We start from the raw sequence: 19,012 nt of genomic DNA on the forward strand, positions 1-19,012 counted from the left end.
TCTTCCGTATGTCGGAAGAATGACGACTATCTTTTCTTGTCAGCGGAAAAGAGGTTGACGGGCAATCCCCCTGTCGAAAAGCATGCAATGACCGGTGTGGCCGATGGTCGCAAGCACCCCTTGGCGCTTGCATTGCCATGATTGCGCACAATGCGGACTTGCAGCCTCACGGAGGCCGCCGACGCCCGGCCAGAGTTCGTTTGGGCCAGGGTTCGTGCCGGCTTCTTTTTCGTGCAGATCGACCAGCGACCAACCCGCCTTTCAGGGGAACCGACGCCATGACCACCGCCGCACCCGCCGCCCCGCAGCTGGGGTCCACCTCCTCCGCTGACTTCTCCGGCAGGGGTGCCGGGCGTCGCCCGGACGCCAAGGCGGGCCTGCGGATGGGTGTGCGGGCGAAGCTGATGCTGGCCTTCGCCGGCATGGCGGCGATGACGGTGGCGGCCAGCGCGGTCGGCCTGATGTCCTTCTCCGCGGTCGAACAACCGATGGCGCAGATCGCCGACACCAGCCTGCCGGAGATGGAGCTGGCGACCCGGCTCGCCGGCGAGAGCGGCGCCATCGCCTCGGCCGCTCCCATGCTGGACGGGGCCGGCAGCCAGGAGGAGCGGGAAAGCCTGCTGGCGGACGCGCAGGCGCGCGCCCGCAATTTCCTGTCGCTGGTGGACGGGCTGGCCGGCCGCCGGCCGCAGGACCCGCTGCTGTCGGAGGTGCGCGAGACCGGCAACGCGCTGATCGCCACGCTGGACCGCATCAATGATGGCGTGGCGCGGCGCCTGTCCCTGCACGACCGGCGCGAGGCGGCCTCCACCCGGCTGGCCCAGACCTATGACGGCTTCCTCAAGACCCTGGCGCCGCTGGTGGATGGCGCCGGTCAGGCCTTGCAGGAAAAGGGCATGGCGCTCGACGGCGGCACCGACCGCGACATGGCGACGCTGTCGGACGCGGTGCGGTCGATGATCGCGCTCTACGACCTGCGCGGCGGGATCGCCGGCGCGCTCGACGCCATGAACCGGTCGGGCACGGCGCAGGACACCAAGACCATCGGCGAGCTGCAGCAGGCCTATCTGGAATCGTCGTCCCAGGTGACGGGCACGCTCGGCACGCTGGGCGACCGCCTGCCGGCCGACACCGCCGGCAGGATCGACGCGCTGTTCCTGTTCGGCTACGGCAAGGACAATGTGTTCGACCTGCGCCGCGCAGCACTGGACGGCACCGAGAACAGCGCCGGCCTGGCCGACCGGCGGCTGGCCGATCGGCTGGCCGCCGCCCGGACCCAGGCCACCCAGCTGCTCGACGGGCTGAAGGCGCCGCTGCGCAAGGTGCAGAGCGACATCAAGCGCGCCAACTTCGACATCCGGTCCCAGGTGCAGGAGGCGGTGCAGGATCTGCTGGGCCGCGGGCTGGAGCAGTTCCGCACGAACCTGGAGCTGTCGACCTACGGCACCGCCCTGACCGGCGCCCTGAACGAGGCGGCGCAGGCCCCCGATGCCGCCCGGCTCGACCTGCTGGAAAAGCGCTTCACCGCCGCCTCCTCGTCGCTCTATGAGCGGATCGGCACGCTGCGCGCCCAGGCGGGCGACAACGCCGCCGGCACCGAGGTGCTGGCCGCCCTGGTGAAGGCGTTGATCGGCTTCGGCCGCGGCGAGGAGGGGGTGATCGCGCTCCGCCGCGGCGAGCTGGCGGCGATGGCGGACACCGAGCGGATGCTCGCCGAGAACCGGCAGCTGGCCCAGCGCTTCGCCGCCACCGTCGACCGCAAGATCGCCGCCATGCGCGAAGAGGCCAAGGCCGCGGTCGCCGGCACCGACGGCACCATCGCCGCCGGCCGCCACATGCTGATCCTGTTCGCGGTCGGCAGTCTGATCGGCGCCGCCGCGCTGGCCTGGCTGGTGGTCGGCCGCCACATCGTCGCCCGGCTGAGCGCGTTGTCCGATGCCATGCGGGCGATCGCCGACGGCCGGCTGGACGCGCCGATCCCCGCCGCCGGTGCGGACGAGATCGGCGACATGACCCGCGCCCTGATGGTCTTCCGCGACACCGCCAACGAGGCGAAGGCCGCCAACGCGCGGGCCGAGGCCGAGCGCGGCCGTGCCGCCGGCGAACGCCGCCGCGCCATGGTCGAGATGGCGGAGAATTTCGAGAGCAGCGTGCGCGGCGTGCTCGACCGCGTCGCCCAGGCGGCCGGCGAGATGCAGGACATGGCCGAACGCATGACCCGCAGCGCCGACCTGACCGCCGGGGAGGCGACGACCGCCGCCGGCAGCTCGCAGCAGGCCGAAGGCAACGTCAAGGCGGTCGCCGCCGCGACGGAGGAGCTGTCGGCCTCGATCCAGGAGATCGGCACCCAGGTCCACGCCTCCAGCCAGATCGCCCGCAAGGCGGCCGACGAGGCGGAACGCACCGACCGCACGGTGGAGGGGCTGGCCCAGACCGCCGGCCGCATCGGCGAGGTCGTCGGGCTGATCCAGTCGATCGCCGGCCAGACCAACCTGCTGGCGCTGAACGCCACCATCGAGGCGGCCCGCGCCGGGGAGGCCGGCAAGGGCTTCGCGGTCGTGGCATCCGAAGTGAAGGGGCTCGCCACCCAGACGGCGAAGGCGACGGAGGACATCTCCGCCCAGATCGCCGCCATGCAGTCGGTGACGCAGGAGGCGGTGGACGCCATCCGCTCCATCGCCGGCACCATCCGGGAGGTGAACGAGATCGCCGCCACCATCGCCGCCGCGGTCGAGCAGCAGAGTGCGGCCACCCGCGAGATCGCCCGCAATGTCGGCGAGGCGGCGGACAGCACCCAGCATGTGCGCGGCAACATCGACAGCGTCGCCGAGGCGGCGCGGGAGTCGGGGGAGTCGGCCAACCGCGTCCTGTCGGCCTCCTCCACCGTGCAGGACCAGCTGCGGACGCTGGCCGGTCAGGTCGACGGGCTGGTGGGAGAGATGCGGGCTGCTTAAGGCCCGTCCGCCAGCTCGCGCAGGGCGTCGGTATCGCAGCGGAAGCGGTTGGGCCGCAGCTCGTCCAGCAGGCCCTGCCGCTTCAGTTCCGCCACCACGCGGCTGGCGGTCTCGGTGGTGATGCCCAGCACGGCGCCGACATCCTCCCGCCCGAAGAAGTCGCATTCGCCCTGGTCGTCCACCAGGGTCAGGAACAGCCGGGCCACCCGCGCGCGGGCGCTGCCGGTGCCGAGTTCGACCAGGAAGGCATCGGCCCGCTCCACCGCCTGATGCCAGCGCCGCATCAGCTGCTGATGCAGGTGCTGCGTCTCCTCCGACAGGCGCTGGATCACCGCGCGCGGGATGCGGCAGGTCAGGACGGGATGGATGGCGATGGCGGTGTGGCGATAGGGCTCGCCCAGCGCCGCCTCAAGCCCGGCGGTGTCGCCGGTGCGCAGGAGCCGGACGATGCGCTGGCCGCCGTTGGGCAGATACTGCACCAGCTTCACCAGCCCGCCGCGCACGGTGTAGAGCGCCGCCGGCTCGTCGCCGACATGGTAGAGTGCGGCCCCCGGCGCCACCGTCATCTCGTCGATCGGCAGATGGATCAGGTTGAAATCGGGTTCCGTCAGGTCGGCGAACAGCGCCGAGTCCCGGATTCCGCACCCCCGGCAATTCGCCAGCCCCCGCCACGCCGCGTTGATGCTGGTCTTCTTCACGCTCATGTCCATGATGGTGCGGGGCGGCGATGCTGTGGGTACGAACGGTGTCCGGCCCGCAGTGTGGCAGCTTTTCGGATGGGTTCCAAGGTTCCGGGGAACCTCTACGCCGCGCTTTCGGCCACGGGCGGGACTTCCCTCATCTCCTCGCGCAGGGTGACGGCGCCGTTGGTGCGCTCCAGCACCAGCTTGCGGCTGTGGTGGGCGTCCAGCCCGGCGTGATGGCCGATGGTCAGCAGGGTGGCGTGCGGCAGCTCCCGCTCCATCAGGGTCAGCAGTTCCTCCTCCGCCGGGGGATCGAGGCTGTCGGTGGCGTCCTCCAGGAAGATCCAGTCGGGACGGCGGATCAGCAGCCGGGCGAAGCCCAGGCGCTGGCGCTCGGGCACCGACAGGGCCTCGTCCCAATGATCGACGCTGTCCAGCCGCTCGACCAGTTCGGGCAGCCCGACGCTGACCAGGGCTTGCGCCGCCTGGTCGTCGCCGACCGACGAGGCGGCACCGGGATAGGCCAGCACCGCCCGCAGGCTGGCATGGGGCAGATAGGGGCGTTCGGGCATGAAGAAGACGCGGGTGTGGGCCGGCAGGGTGATCAGGCCGCGGCCCCAGGGCCAGACGCCGGCCACCGCCCGGAACAGGCGGATGGTCGCCGAGGCGTCGCCGCCGATCAGCACGCGGTCGCCCGGCCGCACCTGAAGATCGAAGGGATGCACCACCGGGGTGCCGTTCGGCTCGTCGATGGCGACGCCGCGGAAGGTCAGGGTGCTGTGCTCGTCCGCGCGCACCAGCTGGATGTGGCCGTCCGGCACGTCGCAGACGTCGCGGTCCAGCCGCACCAGGGCGTCGTGCAGGTTCAGCACGCGCTCCACCGACGCCCGCCATTCGGCGACGCGCGGCAGGTTGTCGATCGGCCAGGACAGGGCGCCGACCGTCTGCTGGAAGGCCTGCGCCGTCTGCATCAGCACGCCCAGCGTGATGGTGCCGGCGATGTAGCGCGGGGCGGCGACCAGGATCGGGAAGGCGGCGGACAGCACGGAATAGCTGGCGCTGAAGACCATCATGTGGCTGAGCGCCCGGGTCTGGCCGGTCCAGCCCCGCACCACCCCGCCGAACAGGCCGGCGAGATGGCCGCGCTCCGCCGATTCCCCGTGCAGCAGGGCGATGGTCTGGCCGTTCTCGCGGATGCGGGCCAGCGCGAAGCGGAAATCGGCCTCGTAGCCCTGGCGCCGGTTGACCGCGTTGACCAGCGGCTGGCCGATCAGCATGGCGATGGTGGTGCCGACCGCGGCATAGAGAAGCGCCACGAACAGCAGATGGCCCGGCACCGCCAGCTCGGTGCCGAACAGCGTGACCGACAGGGTGCCGGACAGCATCCACAGGATGTTGGTGAAGCTGATCAGCAGCAGCGCGCAGTAGGTCAGCGAATGGCCGAGGTCGATCGCCATCTCGGCGGTGATGCGGATGTCCTCGGCGATGCGGCCGTCGGGATTGTCGTGCTCGCCCGGCATATAGGCGATCTGGTGGTGGCGGCCGCGGCGAAGCCAGTCCTCCAGCAGCTTGCGCGTCAGCCAGTCGCGCCAGCCCATCTGAAGCCGGCGCTTCACCCGCAGGTGCAGGACGACGATGACGATGTTGTAGAGGATGATCAGCCCGACCAGACCGATCATGGTCAGGAAGCGGTCCATGGAGCGCTGTTCGAGCGCGTCGAACAGCCGCTCGCTCCACAGATTGATCAGGACGGGGACCGAGACCTGCCCCACCGTCAGCACCACCAGCGCCACGGTCAGCGCCCAGACGGTCACCCGTGACCGCCCGTGCCAATAGCCGCCGGCCAGCTTCAGAAAGCGGCGGGCGAAGCCGGAGGTGTCGCCGCCGGTTTTGCCCCCGTCCTTGCCGTCGTCCTTGCTGCTGCCCTTGCCGCTGCCTCTATCGTCGGTCATCCCGCCCATTCCGGGCCTCCGCCCTCATTCCTTCAACGTCCGTATAACCAACGAATAGGACGCGACAGGCCGAAAGTACAGGGGCAGGGGCGAAAGAAGGGTTAAAGCCTGCCGGTTCTCACGACCTCGGCCAGGAAGCGGTAGCTGTCCTTGGGCGTGCGTTCCAGCGTGTCGTAATCGACCCGCACGATGCCGAAGCGTTTCGACAGGCCGAAGGCCCATTCGAAATTGTCCAGCAGGCTCCAGCACAGATAGCCCTTGACGTTGCAGCCGTCGGCCAGCGCCTGCGCCACCGATTCCAGATGCTCGCGGTAGAACAGCACCCGTTCGGCATCATGGATCTGGCCGTCCGGCGTCACCACGTCGTCATAGGCGCAGCCATTCTCGGCGATGTAGACGGCCGGGTTGCCGTAATCGGTGCGGAGTTCGCTCAGCAGGTCGTACAGCCCCTCCGGCTGCACCGGCCAGGCCATGCCGGTCCAGCGCCGGCACCGCGCCTCGCCCCAGCCGACGTCGAAGGGCCGCCCCTCCTCATGCTTCATCGTCATGCGGGAATAGTAGTTGATGCCCAGCAGGTCGATGGGATGGCGGATCGCCTCCTCGTCGCCGGGCAGCACGAAGCCGGCCATCCTGTCGGCGAGCAGCGCCGGGATTTCTCCGCGCATCAGCCCGTCCAGCGTCACCCGGTTCCACACCGCGTCCCAGCGGGCGGCGGCGGCGACATCCTCCGGCCGGTCGCTGTCGGGGACCGTGGGTTGCAGGTTCAGGACGGTGCCCAGCGTCAGGCCGGACCGCTCCGCCGCGATGGCGCGCAAGGCCGCCCCCTGCGCCAGATTCTGGTGGTGCAGGGCGCGCAGGATCCCCTGCTCGCCCAGCCGGTGGCCGGGGGCATGCTCGCCGACGCCATAGCCGAAGATGGCGACGACGTTCGGCTCGTTCAGCATCATCCAGGTCTTGACCCGGTCGGCCAAGCGGGCGGTGACGATGCGGGCATACTCGGCGAAGGGGCCGATGATCTCCCGCCCCTGCCAGCCGCCGGCATCCTCCAGCGGTTGCGGCAGGTCCCAGTGGTAGAGGCAGGCCATCGGCGTGATCCCCGCCTCCAGCAGGCCATCGACCAGCCGGTCGTAGAAATCGAGGCCGCGCGTCTCCACCGCCCCGGCTCCCGTCGGCAGGATGCGCGGCCAGGCGATGGAGAAGCGGTAGCTGTCGAAGCCGGCCGCCTTCATCAGCGCGATGTCCTCGGAGTAACGGTGATAGTGGTCGCAGGTCACCGCGGCACTGCTGCCGTCCATGATGCGGCCCTGGGCGGTGAAGGTATCCCACACGCAGGGCCCGCGACCGTCGGCGTCCAGCGCCCCTTCGATCTGGTAGGAGGCGGTGGAGGCGCCCCAGCGGAAATCCGGTGGGAAACTCAGCGGCTTGGCATCGGCGGCCTGGGAAACGGGCTGGCTGAAGCTGTCCATTCTTTTCCTCCCACGGGGATGTTTCGTTTTCCCCAGCATGCCCCAGCCGGGCCCGCTTCGCCATGGGACAAGCATACGAATGAAGAAGACGCGACGCGGTGGCGCAGCCGGGGGTGGTTGCCCGCGGAGGGACTTGCAGACCCATCCGAACGGCGTAGCCTTGTTCCCAAAGACGGCGGCCAGCCGCTCCGTTTGCGGAGGAAACCAACCATGCCCAACACCACCAAGCCCAACACGACAAAGATCGTCTTCATCGGCGCCGGCAGCGCCGCCTTCGGGCTCAGCCTGTTCCAGGACCTGTTCTCCACCCGCGAGTTGACCGGCAGCACCCTGACGCTGGTCGACACCAATGTGGAGGCTCTCGACCGCATGGCGGCGCTGGCCGACGTGCTGAACCGGCGCGGGGAAGCCGGCCTCACCATCGAGAAGACCACCGACCGCAAGGCCGCCCTCCAGGGCGCCGGCTTCGTGCTGTGCGCCATCGCCATCGACCGCAACCGGCTGTGGAAGCTGGATTTCGAGGTGCCGAAGAAACATGGCATCCGCCACACGCTGGGTGAGAATGGCGGCCCCGGCGGGCTGTTCTTCACGCTCCGCACCCTGCCGCTGATCGTCGACATCGCCCGCGACGTCGAGGCGATCTGCCCGGACGCGCTGTTCATCAACCTGTCGAACCCGGAAAGCCGCATCGTCCTGGGGCTGTCGCGCTGCACCGGGGTGCGGACGCTGGGGCTCTGCCACGGCATCTTCCTGGCGCGCTGGTTCATCTGCCAGATCCTGGGCATCGCGGAAAAGGAGGTCGATGTCTGGGGCGCCGGGCTGAACCACTTCCAATGGCTGACCGCCATCCGCGAAAAGGCGACGGGGCGCGACCTCTACCCCCTGCTGCGCGAACGGGAGGCGACGCACGACCCGTTCTTCACCCCGCTGGCACGCCGTCTGTTCCACGCCTTCGGCCTGTGGGTCACCCCCAGCGACGACCACACCGGCGAATTCCTGCCCTATGGCTGGGAAGCCGGGGAGCACGGCTTCGACTTCAAGCATGACGAGGAGGGCCGCGTCATCCTGCGCGACCTGATGGACGGCGTCATCGATGGCAGCAAACCGATCCCCGATGACTGGACCAGGCCATCCTGGGGCGAGCGGGCGGTGGCGGTGATCGCCGGCATCCTGCACAACCAGAAGCGCTTCATCGAAAGCGGCATCGTCATCAACCGCGGCGTCATCCCCGGCCTGCCCGACGAACTGGCGGTCGAGGTGCCGCTGGTCGCCGATGCCGCCGGCGTCCATCCGCTGTCGCTCGGCCGTCTGCCCGACGGCATCGTCAAGCTGCTGTCGGTCCAGGCCAACGTGCAGCAGTTGTCGGTGGAGGCGGCGCTGCACGGGTCGAAGGAGCTGGCCTTGCAGGCGCTGCTGATCGACCCGGTCATCAATTCCAGCACGGCGGCGGCCGCCATCCTGGACGAGCTGTGGGAGGCGAACCGGCCCTACATCCGGGCCTGCATTTAGCCCACCCTACCGGCGCCGGATCAGCCGGGTCGAGGCGAAGCCCAGCCCGGCGGTCAGCGCGCCGACGCCGAGGAACAGGGGGGCGAAGCCGGTGTGGGTCGAGACATAGCCGTACAGAACCGGCCCGATCCCCTGGCCGATGAAGAAGCTCGACGCGAACAGGGCCAGCGCCGAGCCGCGGGCGGTGGGCGCAAGCTCCGTCGCCTGGGTCTGCATGGTGTTGTGCAGCATGTAGAAGCCGAAGCCGGCGACCAGGAAGGCGAGGCTGACCACCGGCCAGGGCACCGGGAAGGCGATGACCAGATAGGCCAGCCCGGCCGCCAGCCCGCCGGCCTTCATCATGCCCCATTGGCCGAGCGAGGCGATCAGCCGCCGCACCACCGCGCTGTAGACGACGCCGCCGATGGCGAAGGCGGCGATGGTCAGCCCGGCCTGGAAGGCGCCGGCCGCGCCATGTTCGATCAGCACCGGCGCCACGAAGGGGAAGACGCCGAAGATCAGCAGCCCTTCCGCCGCCACCGTGGCGAAGACGAACAGCGAGGCCGGGTTGGTCAGCACGGTGGCATAGCGCCGCTGCGCCTCCGCAACCGACAAGGGCGAACGGGTTTCCACCTCCCGCGCCAGCCCGATCAGGGATGCCGCACAAATCAGCGCGGTCAGCCCGGTGGACAGGCCGAACACGGCGCGCCAGCCGAAGGCCTCCGCCAGCGCCCCCGACACCGCCGAACCCGACATCTGCCCGAGGATCACCGCCAGCAGGAAGCGGCTGATGGCGATCTGCCGCTCCTCATAGGGCACGCGGTCGCCGATCAGCGCCATGGAGGCCGGGATGATGCCACCGGCAAAGGCGCCGGCCAGGATGCGCCCGGCCATCACCGTGCCGTAGCTGGGCGCGATGGTGGACAGCGCCAGACCGACCGTCAGCACCGTCAGCGCCAGCCGGACCAGCCGCGACTTGCCGATCGCGTCACCCACCGGCCCCAGCACGATCTGCATCAGCGCGTAGGGCAGCGTGTAGGCCGAGGCGAGCAGCGCGGCCTGCCGGACCGTGACGCCGAGGTCGTCGGCGATCAGCGTCAGCATCGGATCGGTGGTGCGCAGGGAAAAGGCGCTGGCGAAGCCGGCGAGGCCGAGCAGGAAAATCAGGCGCATGAAGGATCCGGACGGCAACGGTGACGGCGAAGGTGATGGTTGTGGACCTTAACCGCATCGCGCAGTCCCGTACCGCAGTGCGGCGGTGATGGCAGGCATGCGCTTCCCGCAGGATCATTCGTGCACGGCATTACCTGCCACGTAATCGATTCGGCTCCCTCCGCCGGGCGATCCTGGGTTCGCCGGGACAATCCGGCGTCCAGGAAAGGGAGGAAAGTCATGGGCTTCATCCACACCGACGACGGCGTGCGCCTGTTCTATCGCGATTGGGGCAATCAAGACGGCGCGCGCCCGATCCTGTTCGTGTCGAGCTGGTCGCTGACCTCCGACGCCTGGGCCTATCAGATGGCGCCGCTGTCCGAGCAGGGATGCCGCTGCATCGCCTTCGACCGCCGCGGCCATGGCAAGTCCGACGAATCGCCGTCCGGCTACGGCTTCGACCGGCTGGCGGACGACATCGCCACGCTGATCGACGGGCTGGATTTGCGCGACGTGACCCTGGTCGGCCATTCGATGGCGACGGGGGAGATCGTGCGCTACCTGACCCGGCATGGCTGCGGACGGGTCGCCGGGGTGGTGATGGTCGGGACGATCACGCCGCTGATGGCGCGGACCGACGACAACCCCGAGGGTGTCGATCCGGCGCTGTTCGAGGCCTTCCGCACGGAGCAGCTGCTGCGCGATTTCCCGAAATGGCTCGGCGACAACATCGACCCCTTCGTCAACGCGGAAACCTCGGCGGAGATGAAGGGCTGGATCACCGGAATGGCCCTGCAATCCTCGCTGCTGGCCCTGCTGGAGTGCAACCGCGCCATCACCTCGGCCGATTTCCGGGCGGAACTGCCGGCCATCACGGTGCCGACGCTGGTCGTCCATGGCGACCGCGACGTGACCACGCCGCTGTCGCTCGCCGAACGCACGGTGGCGCTGATGCCGAACGCCACCCTCTCTTTCTACGAGGGGGCGCCGCACGGCCTGTTCATCACCCATCGCGACCGCTTCAACGCGGAACTGCTGGCCTTCGCCCGCGGATGACGGCAACCATAGGCGGCAATACCGGTACGGAGCCAAGCCCCATGCCCCACGGCACCCCGCAGACCACCAGCCGCAACGGCCGGGCTCCGGCCCCGCCTCCGGTCGGCGCCCTGCTGCGCTCCTGGCGGCAGCGCCGGGGCCTGAGCCAGCTCGACCTCGCCTGCGAGGCCGACATCTCGACCCGGCATGTCAGCTTCCTGGAGACCGGGCGGTCGCAGCCCAGCCGCGGCATGCTGATCCATCTGGCGGAACGGCTGGACGTGCCCTTGCGCGACCGCAACGCCCTGCTGGTCGCCGCCGGTTTCGCCCCGGTCTACAGCGAGCACAACCTGGACAGTCCGGAGATGCGGGCGGCGCGCAAGGCGGTCGATCTGGTGCTGACCGGGCACGAACCGTTTCCTGCGCTGGCGGTGGACCGGCACTGGCAGCTGCTGGCGGCGAACCGGGCGGTGGCCCCGCTGTTGGAGGGGGTATCGGCGGCGTTGCTGGCCGGGCCGGTCAACGTGCTGCGCCTCAGCCTGCATCCCGACGGGCTGGCCGGCCGCATCGGCAACTGGGCACAGTGGCGGGAGCATGTGCTGACCCGCCTGACCCGCCAGATCGAGGCGAGCGCCGATCCGGTGCTGGTGGCCCTGCGCAGCGAGTTGCAGGGCTATCCGGCGCCGCCGGCCGCCGCGGATGATGGCGGCGCGGAGGGGCATCATCCGGACGTGGTGGTGCCGTTGCGGCTGCACACGTCGTTCGGCCTGCTAAGCCTGTTCAGTACGACGACCGTCTTCGGGACGGCGGTCGACGTCACCCTGTCGGAACTGGCGATCGAGGCCTTCTTTCCGGCCGATGCCGAAACGGCGGCTCGGTTGAGTCGGATGCTTTCCGAAATCCCCTCTCCCCCCCGGGGAGAGGGTTAGGGTGAGGGGGGTGCGCGGCGAGGATCTTCAAGGACCGACCGCTCTCGGTTCCCTGCCAGAGCCACGCTATGCATCCCCCTCACCCCGACCCTCTCCCCGGGGGAAGAGGGGGAATCCTTATCCCGCTCTCAGCTCATCGCCACCAGACTGGCGTTGCCGCCGGCCGCGGTGGTGTTGGTGCTGACGGAGCGCTCGTTCATCAGCCAGGCGATCTCCACCCCCATGCCGCCGGCCGGGACGCCCTGGGTCAGGACGATGGGGCCGGGCAGTTCGGCGATGCGGCGGCTGGCGGCCAGCAGGCGGGCAGTGTCGCCTTCCACCAGCGCACCGGCCAACGCCCCGAAGGACTGCCAGTTCGCCGACACCCGCACACGGGCGGCAAGCTCCGGCGGCAGGGCCTTCAAGCCGGCGGTGACGGTGGCGTCGCCATCCACCACCACCTCGTTGCCGGTGGCGAGCGCCGCCCCCAGCAGGCGGTAGAGACCGTCTTCCGTCTGCGGCAGCAGCAGGATGCGGCCGCGCGGGATCAGGCTGTAGATGTTCTGCTCCCCCACCGGGCCGGCCAGCTCGATGCTGCCGCCGACGGGGGACTGCTTCGCCAGGGCGCGCACCTCGGTGGCGAGTTCCGCCCTGCCCTGGTCGGCCAGCCAGTCGGCGAAGAGCTGTGCCGGCGCACGTACGGCGTCACCGCCACGCACACCCAGCTCCAGCACCGGACGTACGGACAGCAGGCGCGACAGGTACAGCGGGCCGCCGGCCTTGGGGCCGGTGCCGGACAGGCCATGGCCGCCGAAGGGCTGTACGCCGACCACCGCGCCGATGGTGTTGCGGTTGACGTACAGGTTGCCGGCCTCGATCCGGCTCGTCACCCGGTCGATGGTGGCGTCGATGCGGGTGTGCAGGCCGAAGGTCAGGCCATAGCCGGTGCCGTTGATGGCGTCGACCAGCCGGTCCAGATCGTCGCGGCGGAAGCGCAGGACGTGCAGGACCGGCCCGAACACCTCGCGCTGGAGATCGGCGATGCCGTCGATCTCGATGATGGTCGGCGCGACGAAGGTGCCGTCGGCGGTCTCGGCCGGCAGCGGCAGCGACTCGACCCGGCAGCCCTTGGCCCGCATCGCCTCGATGTGCCGGGTGATGCCGTCGCGCGCCTCCGCCGTGATGACCGGGCCGACATCGACGGCCAGACGGTCGGGACTGCCGACGCGCAGCTCGCGCATCGCGCCCTTCAGCATGGCCAGGGTGCGGTCGGCGACATCCTCCTGCAAACAGAGGATGCGCAGAGCCGAGCAGCGCTGGCCGGCGCTGTCGAAGGCTGAGGCGATCACGTCGCCGACCACCTGCTCCGCCAGGGCGGAGCTGTCGACGATCATGGCGTTCTGGCCGCCGGTCTCGGCGATCAGCGGGATCGGCGCGCCTTCCGGCGACAGGCGCTCGGCCAGCTGGCGCTGGATCAGGCGGGCCACCTCGGTCGAGCCGGTGAACATCACCGCGCGGGTGCCGGCATGACCGACCAGGGCCGCACCCACCTCCCCCGCGCCGGGCAACAGCTGGACCGCACCGGCCGGAACGCCGGCGGCGTGGAGGAGGCGCACGGCCTCCGCCGCGACCAGCGGGGTTTCCTCCGCCGGCTTGGCCAGCACCGGGTTGCCGGCTGCCAGCGCCGCGGCGACCTGACCGGAGAAGATGGCGAGCGGGAAGTTCCACGGGCTGATGCAGACCACCGGCCCCAGCGGCAGGTGGGTGTCGTTGGCGAAGCCATCACGGACCCGGGCGCCGTAATAGCGCAGGAAGTCGATGGCCTCGCGCACCTCGGCGATGGCGTTGGCTGTGGATTTGCCGGCCTCGCGGATGATCAGGCCGAGCAGGGTCGGCAGGCGCGCCTGCATCGCGTCAGCGGCGCGGAACAGGCAGGCGGCGCGCTCGGCCGGCGGGGTGGAGGCCCAGACCGGAGCGGCGGCCTCGGCGAACAGGAAGGCGTCGGCAATGTCGGCCGGGCCGGCCTCGACGCAACGCCCGACGACGTCGCGATGGTCGGCCGGGTTCAACACCGGCTGGGCCTTGCCCTGGCGCTCGCCGTCCGCCAGCAGCGGGGCGGCGGTCCAGGCGACGGTGGCGCTGTCGCGCAATGCTGCGGACAGGTCGGCCAGGACGGTCTCGTTCGACAGGTCGAGACCGGCGGAGTTCGCCCGCTCCGCGCCGTAGAGATCCGCCGGCAGGGCGATCAGCGGGTTCTTCGCACCCACCGGCAATGCTGCGCGGGCCAGCGCCACCGGGTCGGCGACCAGATCGTCGATCGACACGCTCTTGTCGGCGATGCGGTTGACGAAGGAGCTGTTGGCGCCGTTCTCCAGCAGGCGGCGGACCAGATAGGCCAGCAGCGTCTCATGGGTGCCGACCGGGGCATAGACGCGGCAGGGCCGCTTCAGCGGGCCGACCACCTCCTTGTAGAGCGGCTCGCCCATGCCGTGCAGGCACTGGAACTCGTACTGGCCGACCTTGAAGGCGCCGTTCAGATGCGCCGCCATCCGGTAGATGGTCGCCAGGGTCTGGGCGTTGTGGGTGGCGAATTGCGGGAACACCGCGTCGGGGGCGCCCAGCAGCCGGCGGGCGCAGGCGACATAGGACACGTCGGTGTGCAGCTTGCGGGTATAGACCGGGAAATCCTCCAGGCCATCGACCTGGGCGCGCTTGATCTCGCTGTCCCAATAGGCGCCCTTCACCAGACGGACCATCAGCCGGTGGCCGCTGCGCCGGGCCAGATCGACGACGAAGTCGATGACATAGGGGCAGCGCTTGCCATAGGCCTGGACGACGAAGCCGATGCCGTCCCAGCCCTTGAGGTCCGGGTCGAAGCACAGCGATTCCAGCAGATCGAGCGACAGCTCCAGCCGGTCGGCCTCCTCGGCGTCGATGTTCAGGCCGATATCGTAGCTGCGGGCGAGCCGGGCCAGCTCGGTGACGCGCGGCAGCAGCTCCGCCATGACGCGCTGTGCTTGAGCCCGCGAATAGCGCGGGTGCAGGGCCGACAGCTTGATCGAGATGCCGGGGCCGTCATAGATGCCGCGCCCGGCCGAGGCCTTGCCGATGGCGTGGATCGCCTTTTCATAGTCGGCGTAATAGCGGTCGGCGTCGGCGGCGGTGGTCGCCGCCTCGCCCAGCATGTCGTAGGAATAGCGGAAGCCTTCCGCCTCCATCTTGCGGCTGTTGGAGAGCGCCTCGTCGATGGTCTGGCCGGTGACGAACTGCTCGCCCATCATCCGCATGGCCATGTCGACGCCGCGGCGGATCAGCGGCTCGCCACCGCGCAGGATCAGCCTGGTCAGGGCGGAGGACAGCGCCTGCTCGCCGCCGAAGCCGTCGGCCAGCACGCCCGTCACCTTGCCGGTGACCAGCAGCCCCCAGGTCGCGGCATTGACGAACAGCGACGGGCTGTTGCCGAGATGGGCGCGCCAGTCCCCGCCGGCGATCTTGTCGCGGATCAGCGCGTCGCGGGTGGCGCGGTCGGGAATGCGCAGCAGCGCCTCCGCCAGACACATCAACGCCACGCCCTCCTGGCTCGACAGGCTGTATTCGTGGATCAGCCCCTCCACCCCGCGGCCCTGCGGCTTGGCGCGCAGCGCCGAGATCAGCGTGCGCGCGGTCTGCGCCGCCGCATCGGTCACCTCCGCCGGCAGCGCCGCCTGATCGACCAGCCACGCCACGCAATCCGCCTCCGGCCGGCGATAGGCGGCGGTGATCGCCTGACGCAGCGGACTGGCCGGACGAACGACGGGGGCGAAGGCGGCGAAGGGACCGGTGCCGCTGGAGAAGGACGGCTCGGAGGCGGGGGCAACGCTCGGGTCGATCATCTGGTTCATCGCGTGGCTGGCTCTGGTCGGGGGGCTGGACGGCACCATCCGGCGGGCTGCGGAGGCCGATCCGATGCCTGTCAGGCTAACCGATTTTCCGGGATCCTTTCCAACTGGTATTTATGCCGCTTTGCCAATTTAAATTCTGATTTTCTATGAATCAGTCGAACAAATAACGATTACCCTGCCAAAATTTCAGAACATTCGACCGGTTTCCAGGAATGCATTTCCGTTCGGATCGATTTTTCCGAATAAAAGTCGGCGATGCCCCACATGAACCGACGATCCAGAAGGGATCGGCGCTGCTTCCGCGGATTCGATGGGAGGCTGGTGGAATGGCCGAACGGCCGGACCTCAGCCCTTCAGCGGCTTGGTCCGGCTGGCTTCCGGCGGCTTGCGCATGGGGAGCGGAGGGGCCGCCTTCTCCATGCCGCCCTCGCCCAGATAGGTCTGCGCCATGGCGACGACAGAACGCCAGGGACGTTGCAGCGGAAACTCCGGCCAGCCGCCGGCAAACAGGCCGGAGATCATCCAGCCTGCCATCAGCGTCACCGCCAATTGTTCGGAAAAGCCGCCGGTCTTCAAAATCGGCAGGGCGAAATTGCGCCGCCGCTTGACCGGCCACAGCAGCGGCAGGCCGGCCGGGGTCAACAGGTCGCCGGCCAGATGGGTGAGATAGCCGACGATGAAGGGGATCAGCACATGCTGGTAGGCGGCATGTTCGTGCAGGACCCACAGGCAGCCGGCAATGGCGAGTGCCGAATGGGTGACGCCGCGATGGCCGAAGATGCCGGAGATCGCGGTGCACAGCGGCTTGACCAGTTGGCCGAGCGTCGATTTCGGATGGTCGATGTCCGGCGCCAGCGCCCCCAGAATCGCCGCCCCGAAAGCGACCGCGTCGAAGGTCATCCCATACCGGCTCGACAGGTAGAACCAGGTGGCGCCACCGACGATTATGTGAGAAGACGCCATCACCGTCGGGTCACCGGGGGCCTGAAGCTGGTCTCTGTCGGGACGGCGTCTGGCCGGACCCGGAATGGGGGTAGCCTGACCTTAGAATACTCTCCGGCTCCAGAACAATAAGCCAAGTAGAAACAAGGGATTCCGTAAACGCATAACCTCCATGCATTCGGCAACGACGGGTTGTCGGCGGGCTGTCGCAGGCCGGCGATTCACTCCTTGCGGTTCTTTGCCTGGGTCGCTTCGATTTCGTCCAGCACCGCCTCCGGCGCGACATCCTGCCGGATGATGTCCAGTTCGCTGTCGACCTCCGTCCTCACCCCGAGATGGTCGGCGATGGAAGACACCAGGGTCACCAGCTTCGTCACCTCATGCTCGGCCAGCAGGCTGATCTGAAGGTCGAGATCGGCACGCTTGTCCGACACCACGGCCATGCGGTTCTGGCTGATGAGGACGAAGGTGGACAGGAAGATCGCCTCCACCGACGCGATCATCGCCAGCACGACGAAGGACGGATCCCACGGCTTGGCGAAGGGCAGCCAGCCCAGATTGATCAGGATCCAGCCGCCGAACAGGAACAGGTGCAGATAGACGAAGCGCATGCTGCCGGTGAAGCGGGTGACCGCGTCGGCAATGCGGTCCTGCAAGGTCGCCTCGACCTCCTCCCGCTTGCGGCGGGCCTGGAGCGCCTGGATGTTGCGCTCCAGCACCGCGCTGAGGCCGGGGCTCTGGGGCGGCGGATAGGTGGGTGGACGCTCGGCAGTCATGGTGCCTCCCTCATCTGCGGCGGCGCAGCGTTCACCAGGCGCACCGCAACCAGAAAACCTCGGCTGCCGATGGCCGTTCCTGCCCCTCCCCATCGGACAAGTGCCCGCTCCCCCGCCCGAACGCGCCGGCACCGGACGCGGCGGGGTAGTGGGCTACCGCCGCGGGTGACCGGCGCATAATGGCATTACTCCGGTCCGGCACGGGTGGGGCACATTCCCCGACCGCACCGCTCTGGCATAGTTTCGCGGACTTGCCGGCGGTGAAAGCCGGGACGTGATGCCGGGGAGTGAGCGCCGATGACATCGAAGGACTTCTCGCGCGTAGCGGAAGGAACGCTGGAGGGGCCGCTGGGCGGAAACAGGACCGCAGCGCTCGATCCATTGGCGACGGACCGCTTCGCCGCCTGGACGCTGACGGCGGCGTTTCTGTTCGTTCTCTGCGCCGACACATTGCTTGGCGTCGTCTTCCGGCCCTATCTGGACGGCGGCACCGGGGACACCACGGTTTGGGATGTCCTGCTGCTGGTGCTGGGCCGGTCGCCGGACCGGCTGCCGCTCGATTCCTGGGAACCGATGATGACGGCCTTCACCTGGCTGCGCGAGCATGGGAGGGGAAATGTCTATGACGCCGTCTTCTTCACCCAGCATGTGAAATTCCAGTATCCTCTGACCTCGCTGCTGGTGATGGAGGCGCTGTCGGCGGTCGGCCTGCTGCATCTGCGCATCTATGCCCTGATCAACCTGCTGATGGTGGTCGCAACCATCGGCGGCATGGCGCTGCTGATGCGCGACCTGGCGCAACGGATGGGCTTCGACCGGGCGGTGCGCGGCGGGGTCAGCCAGTTGACCCTGGCCGCCCTGGGTGCTGTGGCGGCACTGTGCTTCTATCCGGTGGTCAAGGCCTTCGCCGTCGGCCAGATCCAGGTCTGGCTGAATGCCGCCTTCGTCTTCGCCACCCTGTTCTATCTGCGGAACCAGCGGGCGCTCGCCGGTGCCCTGCTGGGTGCTTCGACGCTGATCAAGCCGCAGATGTCGCTGTTCCTGATCTGGGCGCTGCTGCGCCGGGAATGGGGCTTCGCCATCGGCTGGGCCGCCGTGGTGGTTCCCGGCTTCGCCGCCGCCTGCCTGCTTTACGGCTTCGGCCCGTCGCTGCATTACCTCGACGTGCTGTCCTTCCTGGGCCAGCATGGCGAGAGCTATTACTCCAACCAGACCGTCAACGGGCTGCTGCACCGGCTGCTGCACAACGGTCCCAACCTGATGTCGACCAGCAACGGCGACACCGAATGGCGGGGCAGCGCCTTCGCCCCCTACCATCCGCTGGTCCATGTGGCGACGCTGGTCTCCGGCGTGGCGTTCGTCCTGTTCGGCCTGCTGTGGCGGATCCGGAATGGCGGGCGGCAGCCGATCGCCTCCTTCCTGGTGGCGGGCACCTGCTTCACCATCGGCACGCCGATCGCCTGGGTGCCGCATTACGGCGTGCTGCTGCCGGTCTGCGCCTATCTGCTGTTCGTGCTGATCGACCGGACGAGAAAGGACCGGGGACTGGGCAAGCTTCTGCTGCTGGGCGCCAGCTTCGCCATCCTGAGCAACGACTTCTTCCATCCCCTGAGCGAGCTTGCCGACACCTCCTTCAACATCCTGCAATCCTACCTGTTCTTCACCGCGCTGATGCTGCTCCACCTGCTGGTGACGACCGCCGAGACACCGAAGCCGGCCCGGCCGTCCTGACCACCCGCCGGAACGCCGGGGCTCGCGCGACTGTTGGTGGGCCA

Annotated in this window: 12 protein-coding genes; 5 read left to right on the forward strand and 7 right to left on the reverse strand. The window is 69.1% G+C overall.

Annotated features, from left to right (window positions below; genetic code table 11):
- The first annotated feature begins 278 nt into the window (after positions 1 to 278).
- On the forward strand, positions 279 to 2,954 hold the full coding sequence (locus E6C72_RS28070) for a methyl-accepting chemotaxis protein (protein WP_109444105.1): 2,676 nt from the start codon (positions 279 to 281) through the stop codon (positions 2,952 to 2,954).
- On the opposite strand, the gene E6C72_RS28075 is transcribed toward E6C72_RS28070, so the two are convergent.
- From E6C72_RS28075 to E6C72_RS28085, 3 genes are all read right to left on the reverse strand, one after another.
- The gene (locus E6C72_RS28075) at positions 2,951 to 3,658 is read right to left on the reverse strand and encodes a Crp/Fnr family transcriptional regulator (protein ID WP_247876072.1); all 708 of its coding nucleotides are present in this window, start codon (positions 3,656 to 3,658) and stop codon (positions 2,951 to 2,953) included. The two genes, E6C72_RS28070 and E6C72_RS28075, sit on opposite strands and share 4 nt — an antisense overlap.
- 98 nt (positions 3,659 to 3,756) lie before the next feature.
- Positions 3,757 to 5,589: an ABC transporter ATP-binding protein/permease gene (locus tag E6C72_RS28080; protein WP_247876071.1), complete on the reverse strand. Its 1,833-nt coding sequence runs from the start codon at positions 5,587 to 5,589 to the stop codon at positions 3,757 to 3,759.
- 101 nt (positions 5,590 to 5,690) lie between these two features.
- Entirely contained in the window at positions 5,691 to 7,055 is a 1,365-nt protein-coding gene (locus E6C72_RS28085; RefSeq protein WP_109444102.1) for a GH1 family beta-glucosidase, read from the reverse strand.
- 210 nt (positions 7,056 to 7,265) lie between these two features.
- On the opposite strand from E6C72_RS28085, the gene E6C72_RS28090 reads away from it, so the two are divergent.
- Positions 7,266 to 8,564 carry an alpha-glucosidase/alpha-galactosidase gene (locus E6C72_RS28090; RefSeq protein WP_109444101.1) on the forward strand — a complete coding sequence of 433 codons (1,299 nt, stop codon included), beginning with the start codon at positions 7,266 to 7,268 and terminating at the stop codon, positions 8,562 to 8,564.
- 6 nt (positions 8,565 to 8,570) lie between these two features.
- Here E6C72_RS28090 and E6C72_RS28095 read toward each other — a convergent pair whose 3' ends face one another.
- Positions 8,571 to 9,716 (reverse strand): MFS transporter, encoded by a 1,146-nt coding sequence (locus tag E6C72_RS28095; RefSeq protein WP_109444100.1) that lies wholly within the window; start codon positions 9,714 to 9,716, stop codon positions 8,571 to 8,573.
- A 219-nt stretch (positions 9,717 to 9,935) separates the two neighbouring features.
- Here E6C72_RS28095 and E6C72_RS28100 point away from each other — a divergent pair, with 219 nt between their 5' ends.
- Positions 9,936 to 10,751, forward strand: a complete 816-nt coding sequence (locus E6C72_RS28100) for an alpha/beta fold hydrolase (RefSeq protein ID WP_109444099.1) — start codon at positions 9,936 to 9,938, stop codon at positions 10,749 to 10,751.
- Positions 10,752 to 10,792: 41 nt separating this feature from the next.
- A complete protein-coding gene (locus E6C72_RS28105; protein ID WP_169055320.1) occupies positions 10,793 to 11,659 on the forward strand; it encodes a helix-turn-helix domain-containing protein in 867 nt (288 codons plus the stop codon).
- A 128-nt stretch (positions 11,660 to 11,787) separates the two neighbouring features.
- Here the strand turns inward: E6C72_RS28105 and putA are convergent, their stop codons facing one another.
- From putA to E6C72_RS28120, 3 genes are all read right to left on the reverse strand, one after another.
- Positions 11,788 to 15,510 (reverse strand): trifunctional transcriptional regulator/proline dehydrogenase/L-glutamate gamma-semialdehyde dehydrogenase, encoded by a 3,723-nt coding sequence (gene putA / locus E6C72_RS28110; RefSeq protein WP_109444123.1) that lies wholly within the window; start codon positions 15,508 to 15,510, stop codon positions 11,788 to 11,790.
- A 354-nt stretch (positions 15,511 to 15,864) separates the two neighbouring features.
- On the reverse strand, positions 15,865 to 16,482 hold the full coding sequence (locus tag E6C72_RS28115) for a metal-dependent hydrolase (protein ID WP_109444098.1): 618 nt from the start codon (positions 16,480 to 16,482) through the stop codon (positions 15,865 to 15,867).
- Between the two features lie 200 nt (positions 16,483 to 16,682).
- Positions 16,683 to 17,237: a DUF1003 domain-containing protein gene (locus tag E6C72_RS28120; protein ID WP_109444097.1), complete on the reverse strand. Its 555-nt coding sequence runs from the start codon at positions 17,235 to 17,237 to the stop codon at positions 16,683 to 16,685.
- A gap of 297 nt (positions 17,238 to 17,534) precedes the next feature.
- Between E6C72_RS28120 and E6C72_RS28125 the strand changes: the two genes are divergently transcribed.
- Positions 17,535 to 18,968 carry a glycosyltransferase family 87 protein gene (locus E6C72_RS28125; RefSeq protein ID WP_109444096.1) on the forward strand — a complete coding sequence of 478 codons (1,434 nt, stop codon included), beginning with the start codon at positions 17,535 to 17,537 and terminating at the stop codon, positions 18,966 to 18,968.
- Positions 18,969 to 19,012: the final 44 nt, after the last annotated feature.

Source organism: Azospirillum sp. TSH100 (assembly GCF_004923295.1).
Lineage (GTDB): Bacteria > Pseudomonadota > Alphaproteobacteria > Azospirillales > Azospirillaceae > Azospirillum.